This window comes from Bradyrhizobium arachidis, assembly GCF_024758505.1.
Taxonomy (GTDB): Bacteria; Pseudomonadota; Alphaproteobacteria; order Rhizobiales; family Xanthobacteraceae; genus Bradyrhizobium; species Bradyrhizobium manausense_C.
Map to the genome: position 1 here is coordinate 9,382,536 of NZ_CP077970.1, position 12,101 is coordinate 9,394,636.

Consider the following 12,101-nt stretch of genomic DNA (forward strand, 5'->3'; position numbering starts at 1 on the left):
CCCGCGCGCAAGGATTAAGTCCCAAGTAACCGGCTTTCCTAAGGTTTAGGCCATTTGTGCGGTGTATGCATGGTCCCCTGGGAGGGGAAATGCGCGGGGCAATCTTCACGATCACAGGCCGACTGTCCTCGGTCGCACGCGACGGCTGGGAAGCCGTGATGCGGGCCGGACCGGTGCTGTGGCTGACGCTCAGCGGCGCATTGCTGGTCGCCGGCATTTTCGTGGTCACCACAATGGCCGTCGGCGACTTCCGCGAGCGTACGCTGGCCAACCGCGAGCGCGAGCTTGAAAACACGGTCCTGCTCCTCACCCGCCATTTCGACCAGCAGTTCGAGGACTCCGACGTCGTCGCCGCCGACCTGATCGGGATGATGAACCTGCCGGAGATCACCTCGCCCGACATGTTCCGCGAGCGCATGTCGGGGCCCGAGGTGAACCGGATGCTGCGCAGCAAGATGAGCGCGGTCACCTATCTCGGCGACATCGCGATCTACGATGCGGAAGGCGACCTGATCAGCTGGTCGCGACTCGAGCCGCTGCCCAAGATCAACGTCTCGTCGCGCGGCTATTACCAGACCTTCAAGACGAATCCGCAATCCGAGCCGGTGCTGCTGGAATCCGTACGCAGCTTCATCATCGGCAAATGGACCACCGTGGTCGCACGCCGCCTGAGTGGACCGAACGGCGAGTTCCTCGGCATCATGGTGCGCCGGATCGATCCTGACAGCTACCAGCGGTACTTCGCCTCGGTTGCGCTCGCGGAAGGCGCGGCCATTTCGCTGTTCGATCGCGAAGGCAAGATGCTGGCCCGCTACCCGCATGTCGAGGAGCTCATCGGCAAGAGCTTCAAGGATGCACCCTTGATGCGGAAGGTGCTTGCCGAAGGCGGCCAGCATACGCTTCGCGTCAAAAGCCCGATCGACGGCGAAGAACGACTCGGGTCGGCAGCATCGCTGACGCATTTCCCGCTGGTGATCGTCGCAACCAACACCATGTCGGCGGCGCTTGCGGACTGGCGCGACCAGACCGGCTTCATGATCACGGCCGCCACGCTCGCGGCCTCGGTGATCGCGTTCATCCTCTATCTGATCATTCGCCAGATCAGGCGACAGAACCTCGAGGCTCAGCAGCGGCTCGAGGCGGAGCGGCAGCGGCTCGACATGGCCTTGAACAACATGTCGCAAGGCCTGATCCTCTACGACGCCACGGGACACGTCGTCACCTGCAACCGGCGGTATGCCGACATGTTCGGCCTGTCCCACGACGTCATCAAGCCCGGTTGTCACATCAATGAGGCGATGCGTCATCGCAAGGAGCGCGGGACGTTCGACGGCAACGTCGAGGAGTTTTGCGCCGGCGTCATGAAGATCGTCGCCGAGGGCAAGGTCTCCACAAGAATCCATGAGCTCTCGAACGGCCGTGCCTTCCAGGTTATCAACACCCCGCTTGCGCAGGGCGGTTGGATCGCCACGATCGAGGAGATCACCGAGCGCCGCAATCTGGAGCAGGAGCGCGACCGCAACCACACCTTCCTCCGCGAGATCATCGACCACATCCCATCGCAGATCACCGTGAAGGACGCCCGCACGCGGCAGTACCTCCTGATCAATGGGGTCGCCGAGCAGCAGTTCGGCCAGTCCCGCGAAGCGGTGGTCGGCAGGACCGCGTTCGACATCTTCCCGCAGGCCTCTGCCAGGATCGTCACGGCCGATGACGACAAGGCGCTGCAATCGGTTGACGGCCTGTTCAAGCACGAACACCCCTGGCAGACCCAGGCTCTCGGGCTGCGCTACATCACCTCGCGCCGCATCGGCATTCGCGACCAGGCCGGCGAGGCCCGCTACCTGATCCACGTCGTCGAGGACGTCACCGAGCGGCGCCGCGCCAACGAGAAGATTGCGCATATGGCGCATTACGACGCGCTCACCGACCTGCCCAACCGTTCCCTGTTCCGCGAACAGATCGAGCGCGAGCTCGAGAAGGTGGCGCAAGGCGGGCAGTTCGCGCTGCTCTATATCGACGTCGACGAATTCAAGGGCATCAACGATTCGCTCGGCCACCATGTCGGCGACGAGCTTTTGAAGGCGGTCGCAGGCCGTATTCGAAGTTGCCTCAAGCCGGGCGACCTGATCGCACGGCTCGGCGGCGACGAATTTGCGGTGATCCAGACCGGAATCGAATCGTCCGCCGACACGATCGCCTTCGTGACGCGGATCCACGAAGCGATCCGCCGGCCCTATCACTGCCTCGGCCACCAGCTCTCGACCGACGCCAGCATCGGCATCGCGCTGGCGCCGCAGGACGGCACCGACCTCGATCAGCTCATCAAGAACGCCGACCTCGCGATGTACGGCGCCAAGGCCGAAGGACGCCGGACCTACCGCTTCTTCGTGCCTGCGATGGACGCAAGCGCCAAGGCCCGCCTCGCGATGGAGCAGGATCTGCGCCAGGCCATGATCGACGGCGGCTTCGAGCTGCACTACCAGCCGCTGGTCAATCTGCGCAGCAACGAAGTCGCCGGCTGCGAAGCGCTGCTCCGCTGGCGGCATCCGGAGCGCGGCATGGTCTCGCCGGCCGAGTTCATTCCGGTCGCGGAAGATACCGGCCTCATCACCGAGCTCGGCGACTGGGTGCTGCGCACGGCCTGCATGGAAGCCGCGAGCTGGCCGGCCAACATCCGCATCGCGGTCAACGTGTCGCCGGTGCAGCTCAAATGCGACACGCTGGCACTGAAGATCGCCGGCGCGCTCGCCGCCTCCGGCCTCGACCCGCGCCGGCTGGAGCTCGAGATCACCGAGGCCGTGCTGATCCGCGACGACGAAGCCGCATTGTCGATCCTGCACCAGTTGCGCGCGATCGGCGTGCGCATTGCGCTCGACGATTTCGGCACCGGCTATTCGTCGCTGAGCTATCTGAAGCGTTTCCCGTTCGACAAGATCAAGATCGACCGCTGCTTCGTCGCCGATATCGCGGAAGAAGGTGGCGCACCTGTCATCGTGCAGGCGGTGGTCAACATCGCCGCCGCGAGCCACATGACGACGGTTGCCGAAGGCGTCGAGACCGAGGCGCAGCGCGAGATGTTGCGTAACCTCGGCTGCACGGAGATGCAGGGCTATCTGTTTAGCGCGCCGAAGGCGGCGGCCGACGTCCGAAAGCTGTTCGGCGGAGGCGCCGCACAAGTCGCGGCAGTGGCTTGACGATGGCGAAATCGTCACCCCCTAGGAATTTCGACGTCGCGCATTCCTATGCCGTGCGGCTGATGCAGCATCTCGTCGTTCCGACCTTCGTGATCGATCCGAAGCGCCGTGTGGTGATCTGGAACCGCGCTTGCGAACGCCTGACCGGCGTTGCGGCCTCCGAGGTGATCGGCACCACCAAACACTGGCAAGCTTTTTACGAGACCAAGCGCCCTTGCCTCGCTGATCTCGTCGCGCTCGATCTGCCCGAGCAGCTCCCGGAACTCTATTCCGAGTATGCCGCGCGCGGCCACAACGGCCTCGGCTTCAGCGCTGAAAACTGGTGCGTGATGCCAAAGCTCGGCAACCAGCTCTATCTCGCCATCGACGCCGGCCCGATCCACGACGAGGCCGGCAATCTGATCGCCGTGGTCGAGACCTTGCGTGACCTGACCGATCAGAAGCGCGCCGAGATGGCGCTGAAGGAGCTCGCCACCAAGGACGGACTGACCGGCCTCTCCAACCGCCGCTCCTTCGACCAGATGCTGATGTCGGAATGGTCGCGCGCCCAGCGCACGCAACAGCCGCTGTCCCTGCTGTTCCTCGACGTCGACCATTTCAAGCTGTTCAAAACCGCCACGGCCACCAGACCGGCGACGAGTGCCTGCGCGCGGTCGCCGCCGTCGTCAGCCGGCACGCCTGGCGCCCGCTCGACCTCGCGACCCGCTACGGCGGCGAGGAGTTTGCGCTGATCATGCCGGAGATGAGCGGCGCTGACGCCTGCGCGGTCGCCGAAGCGATCCGCAACGTCGTCCTGGACCTGCGGATCGCCCACGGTGCCGAGGGTGCCGGCGAGCACGTCACGCTCAGCGTCGGCGTTGCGAGCCACATTCCGGGAGAAGCCGACGATCGGCCCGACCGCCTGCTGGGATCGGCCGACCAGGCGCTCTACGCAGCAAAGCGCCTCGGCCGCAACCGGGTGATCTCGGCCGAACAGATGCTGGCCGAGTTCGCCCGGCTCGATCGCGGCGGTTTGCAGGTTCCGGGCTCCGCGTCGCGCAAATCGGCTTGATTTCAGGGCCTCTATTGGTTTGACGCGTTTTCTTGACGCGAACCGGTGTCCACTTCGCTTGAAAACGCTATGCACGCGGCGGAGGTTGCCGACCGCTCGCCAATCGGCTAAATGAGGCCTCGCTGCACCCGTAGCTCAGCTGGATAGAGCGTTGCCCTCCGAAGGCAAAGGTCACACGTTCGAATCGTGTCGGGTGCGCCACTCCGGTACCGATGCGGATCTCATTTCCACCGCCTACTCTTGAAGAGGTCCGCCGCCTCGAGGCGGCGGCAGCAAGTCGCCCGCGGCTCTACCGCATGCAACTGACGCTGCTCGTGCTTGCCGGCGATGCCACTCTGACATGCATTCGCGTGTTTCCATTCGCCGCGCCGATCCTGTTTGGCGCGCTGCTCGCCAACAACACGTTCATCGGCACCCTTGCCGCCTTCATTGTCATCCTGTTGATCTGGCTGATGCGACCCAGCTACCGCTACGGTGGCACGAGCATCGGGCGAAATGACGCCCCCCAGCTGTACGCCGCCGTCGACGACCTGAAGAAAACGCTCGATGTCGACCCACGAATCGACGTGCGACTGGACGATGAGGTCAATGCCGGCGCGCGCGAGGCGCGTGGACTGTTCGGCATCATCGGCAATCGCCGTGTGCTGACGCTCGGCGTGCCGCTCCTCGCGCTGCTCGGCAAAGATGAAGTACGCGCCGTCATCGCTCACGAAATGGGCCATTTCTCTCGCCGACACGGACGGCTCGGTCACTGGCTCTACCAAGCTCACCTCGGCTGGCTCGCGCACGCCGAGCAGATTGATAGCGAAAGCAGCATGCTCGACCGCGCCGGTGCCAGCTTTGCCGAGCGTTTCGCTCCCGTTCTCAACCGCCGCGCGCTGGTATGGTCGCGCCGTTGCGAGTACGAGGCAGACGCAGACGCAGACGCGGCTCGCGCGGTAGGCGGCGAGCATCTGGTGAGCGCGCTGGCGCGGCTCGACGCGTTCAGTAGCTGGAGCAACAAGGAGCTTCCTCGCATCGTATTGGGATGGCAATGCAGCGAGCCGACCCCACCGGACAACTGCCTGGAGCGCATGATCAACGCCTTCGAGGGAACGTCGCCCGATCCCGGCACCGCGATCGACGCCAACGAGGCCTCGCACTCCCTCGATTGGCTCGACACGCATCCGACATTGGTCAAGCGGGCCGCAGCGCTCGGCCTGCAGCCGACCATCGCACCGCGCGAGGGTCCGGGCGGTTCGGCGCTCTTCGGTGACCGATGGTCGACCGTCGCTACGGAATATAACAATCGCTGGCGGGAGGCGAAAGCCGTCGAGTGGTCGGCTGCCCACACCAGGTACAGGCTGATTGAGGCGCCATTGCTAGCAGCCGAACCCGAAGCCGTTGCGAGCTGGCCGCTCACCCGGCAGCTTGAGCGCGCGAGAGCTTTGCGCAGGCTCGAGCCGAAACGCGGACTGGCCGAACTCGCGGCGCTGCACGCAGCGACACCTGACCACCGCAACATCGCTTTTGCGTACGCCGCGGCGCGACTTGCCGAAGACGATGGAAGCGCCGTCGAAGCCATGCGCATGATTGCCAAAGAGGACGCAAGCTGGCGCGCGGCGGCCTATGCCCGTCTCATGCGCCACTTTGAACGCATCGGCGATCGCGCGAGCGCTCATCGTTGGGCCCGGCTCCTGGAACGCGCCGGCGAGTCAGAAATGCGCGCTTATGAGCTGGTCTGCGGCGGCCTTGTCTCGGGCGAGCATTCTCCGACAACACGCACGGCGCCGCTGATCGAGGTCCTGCGCGCGGGCCTCGCCGCTGAACCGGCCGTAGCCAAGGCATTTCTCGTGGAGAGTCAGGCGCCGCTGGTCGTGGCCGAAAAGGCCGCCGGCGCGTCTCTGCGCGCGGATGCGCTGATCCTGATCGCAGATCCCTTCGATGCCATGCAGAAGCCCTACGACGTCGACGCCATCAAGACCCGCCACCAGCAGGTGCTGAGCGACCTTACCGAGGCCAACACCTTGGCGGTCGTGATCTCATTTTACACGACGGAACCCCTGCCATCGGCCCTGCACGATACGCTTGAGCAGCACCCGACCAGCTGCATCTACATCCGCTGATCGGCTCCCACCGCCTTTCATTCGCGAAATCCGGGCCGACGCCTGGGCGTGAATCTAGTAGTCACCCCACCGCATATTCCGGTGAAACCTCAGCTGAGCTTGCTCAGGAGGCGTGGTCTCCTTGTCAGGGACGCCCCATTTCGGCGCCCCGCAAGCAGAGGAGCCTCGAACGCATGGTACGAAGCGGACGAGACTCCCTCACGTCTGACTGTAGACGGCGCGCACACTGGAAAAGTCGCGCGCGGCGAGATGCTCGCGCGCGATGAGGAAGTAGACCGTACCTTCGACCAGCGAATTTTGTGCGAGGTCGCCGAGATCGAGCTGCAACAGCAGTTGCCAGTCAGCTGGTCCATTCGGTTCGACGCCGAACCGCGGGTCGTCCTGCTCCGGCTCCGGCGTTCCCATCAGCCGATGGCGACGCTGGCCGGCGTCCTCGCGCCCCGTCATGCCATCTTCGCCGCGCAACAGCTGGTGGTAACAGCAGTGGAAATCGAAATCCTCAGCACGCATCGACAGCAAGGGATCATCGAGCATTTCGCGCGCGCCGCAGAACGGCAAGTGCAGGATGGGCTGCAGACGCATGGGGCGGGACGGATAGATGTATGGCTTCTTGTACTTTCCGGTGAGATCGTAGGCCCGTTCCAGCTCTTCCAGCACAGGAGGAATAGCCGCCTGGGCGAGTTCGTCACGCGGCGTCTCATCCCACAGCACGCGCGCGAATTCAGGTTCGGAGGACGTCAACCCGCCGACGCCATCCCAGAAGAACAGCAGCCGACCCGACGCCGGCAACCCCAGCTCCGCCGCAACCGGCCCGGCTTCGGCAAGCTCGATCTGCGCGAGGAATTCGTAAGGCAGCGCCCGTTCGATGTGGCGGAGAATCCAGCTCTGATTGCCGACGAGGTCCTGGGCGCGGGCCGCCAGATCGGCGGGCACGGGCCGTATCGGCCAATCCACGTCCGGCGGCAAGGCCGGTGCACCGCCGAAGCGTGTGCCGGTTTCTCTCTCCGGTAGCCCGTCTCCGGGAGCGATCCAGAGCTGTGGCGCAAGATGGCTCAGGATCTGCTCGATCTCGACCGTGGTGAGAGGGCTTTCCAACGCCTCTGGATCGGTCAAAACCTCGACCAGTTGCTGTCTTGCGTCTGTCAAAGAACTGAACATCTGCTGTCGACGTCCTTTCAGCTGTGACCGACCCGTGCCGAGCGGCGCGAAGCTGGCCGTTGGTCTAGAGTCACGGAATGAATCCGAAAACGCGAGGATCGTGCCAATCTTGGTGGCACGGGAGCGCCGCCAGGTTCGAACGCGAGTGTCGCAAGATCGCAGCCCGTCGGCGCGCCAGCCGTGGCGCGCCAAAGGCTTGCTTTGTTTTGGCAAATTACGCCGATCCCGGGATTGGGCGCGAGTTGCCCTTCGAAGGCAAAGGTCACACGTTCGAATCGTGCCGGATGCACCGGTTTTTCTTTATTCTACAAAGCGATGCGCGCGATGCAGGTTGAGACCGGTTGTACATTGGGCGGCATCGTAGAACGAAGCTGCATCTCAGTTCGATGAGCCGATCCCGATTTGTTTCGCAACCGGTCGCCAGACCTGCTGCTCGCTGCGTAAGAACATGGCGGTGTCGTCGAGCGACATCGGGCGGACCATGGTGCCCATGGACTGCAACTTTTCCTTCACAGCGGGAGAGTTCAGCGTGTCGTTCAAATCGTGATTGACCTTTTCCACGATGTCGTGCGGCGTACCCCGCGGGGCAAGCAGCGCAAACCAGCCGGTCGCGGTAAAGCCGGGCAGCATCTCTGCAACCGTTGGAATCTCCGGAAACTCCGGCAACCGCCGCGACGACGTCACAGCGAGCGGTCTTAGCGAGCCATTCTGGATCGCCCCTAGCAGGGTGCCGAGCCCCTCAACGATGACGGATATCCGGCCACCCATCAAATCCTGCAATCCGGCTGACGCTCCCGGATAGGGTATGTAGGTCAGGTCGGCTCCACTCTGGATCCGAAAGCGTTCGGCGGTCAGGTGCGGCAAAGTACCTCGCGCGTTGGCCGCGAAGTTCAAGGTGCCTGGTCTCGCCTTCGAGAACTCGACCAGCTCAGCAAGCGAGCTGACATTCAGCTCAGGCGAGACCGCAATCACGAAAGGCAGCTCCGCCACCAAACCGACCGGAACGAAGTCGTTCAGCATGTCGATCTTCAGGTTCGGAAACATTTCAGGCATGACGATGAAGGCAGCGCCGGTTGGAAGGTAGAGCGTGTAGCCGTCCGCCTGCGCCTGCACGGCCTGTTTTGCCGCATTACTCCCGGCAGCGCCCGTCGCGTTGAGAACGACGATCTGTTGCTTCCATTTTCGACCCAGTTCGTCAAAGACGACGCGGGCGACGACGTCTGGTCCGCTCGCCGCCGCTCCTTGTGTGATCAACTTTACCGGCGCCCGTGGGTAATTCGGCGCCTGAGCAGACGCTGACGTCGCGATCGCTAGTAAGACTACAATGCGAACAATATCGCGGATTCGAACGATCACCTTGCACCTCCCAAACCTTCGCGCGCGAAGTTCATCGGCCTCGCTTCTCGACCCCACGATTAAGCACAAGCGGGACGCACTACGTCCTGCGCTCCCTGGCTTGCGCCTTCCAGAGGTCCCAGGGTCGATGAGATTGCGCTTCGACGTTGGCGACGCAGCTCTTCGCTTCGGCCGCGGTCAAATACGTCACCTCCCCGAGCTTCGTGGCTTCGATCTGATAGCGTGCGTTGATTTCGGCATAGACTGCACGGTAGACGACCTGCCGCAGCGATTGCCCGACCACCGTCGACCCGTGTCCGCGCATGAGCACGATGTCGCTTGCGTGAAAGCACTGCGCCAATGCGCGCCCCAGCCGATTGTCGCTGATCAGAAGATCCGTACCCGGTCCCGCGACATCCCGGATTTCGAAGACCGGCGCACACTCGCCGATGAAGCCTGCCATATGAAATATGGCGCGGAGAGGTATGTTCTTGACGACTGACAGAGGCACTATCGAATGCGAATGGCTATGGACGATCGCCTGGACGTCGGGAAACTCCCGATAGATTTCGCTATGTATGAAGCGCTCGAGGTACACTTTCCTCCCGTTCGCGTCGACCGGATCGCCGTCGAGCGTGAACTCGATGATATCGGAGGCCGTTACGTTTCCCGGAGCCATGTTGCGCGCCAGGAAGAAGCGATCCGGCTGCATGTCATGACGGACGCTGACATGACCGAATGCATCCACGACCCCCTGATCGAAAAGGATGTGGTTCGCGCTGATCAGATCCTCGATGAGCGCCGGGCCCGGCCTCCGGCTCTCCGCTGCGGCGTCTGGAACGTCGACGCCGACGTGACCGTTAGTCGAATTGCACATGGTACCTCCCCTGCGAGCCGTGAGGCGGCGAGCGTTTCTCTCATCGAGTTTCAACTACGTGATCGCGAACACTGACTTGCATCTCGCCGATCATGTCGATCTGAGCGAGCAGCGTGTCGCCGCCCCTGATTGGACCAACGCCGGCTGGCGTACCGGTAAAGATCATGTCGCCCGGCCTTAGCCTGGCGAAAGCCGACGCATAGGCGATCAGGCCAGAAACGCTGGTTATCATGTCATCCAGGCGCGTGTGCTGCTTGATTTCACCATTCAGCTTGAGGGTCATCGAGAGCGAGCCCAGATCGGCAATGCTGGAGGCGGGCGTCATCCAGGGGCCAACGACCGTGTAGGAGTCGAGTGACTTGCGAAAGGAACGGTCCTCAGTCCCACGCACAGTGATGTCGAGGCCGATGGAATAGCCGGCCACAATATCGAGCGCGCGAGACGACGGCACGTCGCTTGCCTCGGAGCCGATGATGACGACCAGCTCGACTTCATAGTCGGTCCGGCGGGACGGAAAGCGTCGAACAACCCCGTGAGAGGGGCCAACGAGCGAACCTGCGGCCTTGAGGAAAAGGCCGGCTTGATCGAGCGGAACGGGCTTCCGTCCGAAGGACGCGACCGGATCGGCCTGCATCTCGGCCGCGTGAGCGCGATAATTGTCGGGCGCAGCGAATATCTTGCTCGGCATCCTTATCGGTGAATGCAAGCACACGTCACCTGCGGCAAGGCTTTTCAGCCGGCTCAGATCGCGGTCGGAGAAAGCAGCCGCCATCCCCGCCGCCGCAAGCACCGGCTCGCGCTCCGAGGGCTCGACCATGTGCGTGATGTCGAAAACGCGACCGTCGCGCACGAAACCCAGGCGATCGTCGTCGAAGCGGCATAGATGCATTGACACTACTCAGCACCGGGTCAGGAGGTCGGCGGCAACGTCAGACCGATGGTTGCAAATCGCCAACGGGAAATGCTTCTACCCTTCGGTAGCGTTCCTGCCATTCGACCAGCTCGGCCATGGATATGACGTCTTCGATGCGCCTGAATGGCTTGCCACCGGTACGCTCGTCCACGACGCGAAGAATGGCGTCGGGCCAGATCGTCCGGTTGGCGAGGACCACCTCGGATGTCGGCGGATGACGCAGCGCCTCATATTGCTTCAGCGCGAGCGGCCCATCGTTCAAACGCGCGAGCAGTTGAGCCAGCGTTACGGCGTCCAGAATCGCTTGAGCAGAACCATTGCTTCCGCGCGGCATCATGGGATGCGCCGCGTCACCCAGCAGGGTTGTTCGGCCCCGGGTCCAGAATGGCAGGGGATCCTGGTCCACCATGGGATATTCGTAGACCGAATCTGCACTTCGCAGCATTGCGGGAATATCAAGCCAGTCGAACGTCCAGCTTTCGAAATTCGCAATGAAGTCCTCGACGTTGCACTCGCGATTCCAGTCGCGCTGCCACGTCTCGGCTGGCCTCGCCAGCTCGATAACCCAGTTGACCAGTTGCTCTCCGCGAGAATCGATATTGTCGCGAATTGGATAGACAACAAGCTTGCCGCTCTCTTGCGTACCGACGTAAGCCATGGTCGCGCCGCTGAGAAAAGGCGGCATGCGCGTGACACCTCGATAGAGCATCGTGCCCTGATATTTGGGAATGGCTTCCTTGGGGTGGTCCTGCCGCCGGAGCACCGAATGGACGCCGTCGCAGGCAATCACAAGCGCGCCCTGGACTTTGACAGTCCGGCCCTGCGAGGTTTCGCAATGAACGGTCACGCCGTTGCCGTCCTGTTCGACAGCCATACACTTGTGATCGACTTCGACCTTGTGCTGCCCGCAGCGCTCCTGCACCGCTGCAAGCAGCGCCCCGTGCAAATCGCCGCGATGGATCGAGATCTGCGGGCAATCGTTGTTCGCAAACCGACCGCGAGGCTCACTGTAGACATGCTGGCCATGGCGCGTGAAAAAACAATACTCGCGGGTTACGACGCCCTTGGCGAGCAGGCTGGGCTGCAGCTCAAGATCAGTCAAAGCTCTTACGGCATGTGGCAGAAGGTTCAGCCCGACGCCCAGTAGACGGATCTCCTTCGCCGCCTCGAGAAGGCGAAAGGGAACGCCGACACGATCCAGCGCCAGCGCCAGGGTCACCCCCCCGATGCCAGCGCCGACGATAATAACTTCCCTTGAATTCATATCGAGGTCTTCTCCTGCGCGCACGACGGTCGGTTGGCTGCGAGTCCACTCTGGCCACACGCGCGCATCCACCGTTGCGGCGCAAAGATAGTTGGCCGCATCGCTTTCTCCCTATGCTTTGTGGTTTGCGAGCCTAGACCTGTTCACAGGAGGGACAAGCCATTGTATTTAGACAGACTGTTTCATGGGCGGAACGAGGAG

Annotated in this window: 7 protein-coding genes, 1 tRNA gene and 1 pseudogene; 4 read left to right on the forward strand and 5 right to left on the reverse strand. The window is 63.0% G+C overall.

The window, feature by feature from the left end:
- Window positions 1-89: 89 nt before the first annotated feature.
- From KUF59_RS43745 to KUF59_RS43760, 4 genes and pseudogenes are all read left to right on the forward strand, one after another.
- Window positions 90-3,197, forward strand: coding sequence for an EAL domain-containing protein (locus KUF59_RS43745; RefSeq protein WP_249141035.1), 3,108 nt, complete (start codon window positions 90-92; stop codon window positions 3,195-3,197).
- A gap of 2 nt (window positions 3,198-3,199) precedes the next feature.
- A pseudogene (locus KUF59_RS43750) lies at window positions 3,200-4,248 on the forward strand (sensor domain-containing diguanylate cyclase).
- Between the two features lie 124 nt (window positions 4,249-4,372).
- Window positions 4,373-4,449, forward strand: a tRNA-Arg gene (locus KUF59_RS43755).
- A gap of 95 nt (window positions 4,450-4,544) precedes the next feature.
- Window positions 4,545-6,353: a M48 family metalloprotease gene (locus KUF59_RS43760; RefSeq protein ID WP_212462511.1), complete on the forward strand. Its 1,809-nt coding sequence runs from the start codon at window positions 4,545-4,547 to the stop codon at window positions 6,351-6,353.
- Window positions 6,354-6,551: 198 nt separating this feature from the next.
- On the opposite strand, the gene KUF59_RS43765 is transcribed toward KUF59_RS43760, so the two are convergent.
- The 5 genes from KUF59_RS43765 to KUF59_RS43785 all read right to left on the reverse strand — a co-directional run bounded on the left by KUF59_RS43765 (window position 6,552) and on the right by KUF59_RS43785 (window position 11,900).
- Complete coding sequence (locus tag KUF59_RS43765) at window positions 6,552-7,724, reverse strand: YwqG family protein (RefSeq protein WP_258768065.1); 1,173 nt, start codon at window positions 7,722-7,724, stop codon at window positions 6,552-6,554.
- A gap of 165 nt (window positions 7,725-7,889) precedes the next feature.
- Window positions 7,890-8,867 (reverse strand): Bug family tripartite tricarboxylate transporter substrate binding protein, encoded by a 978-nt coding sequence (locus tag KUF59_RS43770; protein ID WP_212462513.1) that lies wholly within the window; start codon window positions 8,865-8,867, stop codon window positions 7,890-7,892.
- A gap of 79 nt (window positions 8,868-8,946) precedes the next feature.
- A complete protein-coding gene (locus KUF59_RS43775; RefSeq protein ID WP_212462542.1) occupies window positions 8,947-9,723 on the reverse strand; it encodes a class II aldolase/adducin family protein in 777 nt (258 codons plus the stop codon).
- Between the two features lie 40 nt (window positions 9,724-9,763).
- The gene (locus KUF59_RS43780; protein WP_212462514.1) at window positions 9,764-10,612 is read right to left on the reverse strand and encodes a fumarylacetoacetate hydrolase family protein; all 849 of its coding nucleotides are present in this window, start codon (window positions 10,610-10,612) and stop codon (window positions 9,764-9,766) included.
- 40 nt (window positions 10,613-10,652) lie between these two features.
- Entirely contained in the window at window positions 10,653-11,900 is a 1,248-nt protein-coding gene (locus KUF59_RS43785; RefSeq protein WP_212462515.1) for a flavin-dependent oxidoreductase, read from the reverse strand.
- Between the last annotated feature and the right edge of the window lie 201 nt (window positions 11,901-12,101).

Coding starts and splice junctions, on each gene's coding strand:
- KUF59_RS43745 (WP_249141035.1), top strand. CDS start 90: ATGCGCGGGGCAATCTTCACGATCACAGGCCGACTGTCCTCGGTCGCA.
- KUF59_RS43760 (WP_212462511.1), top strand. CDS start 4,545: ATGCAACTGACGCTGCTCGTGCTTGCCGGCGATGCCACTCTGACATGC.
- KUF59_RS43780 (WP_212462514.1), bottom strand. CDS start 10,612: ATGCATCTATGCCGCTTCGACGACGATCGCCTGGGTTTCGTGCGCGAC.
- KUF59_RS43785 (WP_212462515.1), bottom strand. CDS start 11,900: ATGAATTCAAGGGAAGTTATTATCGTCGGCGCTGGCATCGGGGGGGTG.
- KUF59_RS43775 (WP_212462542.1), bottom strand. CDS start 9,723: ATGTGCAATTCGACTAACGGTCACGTCGGCGTCGACGTTCCAGACGCC.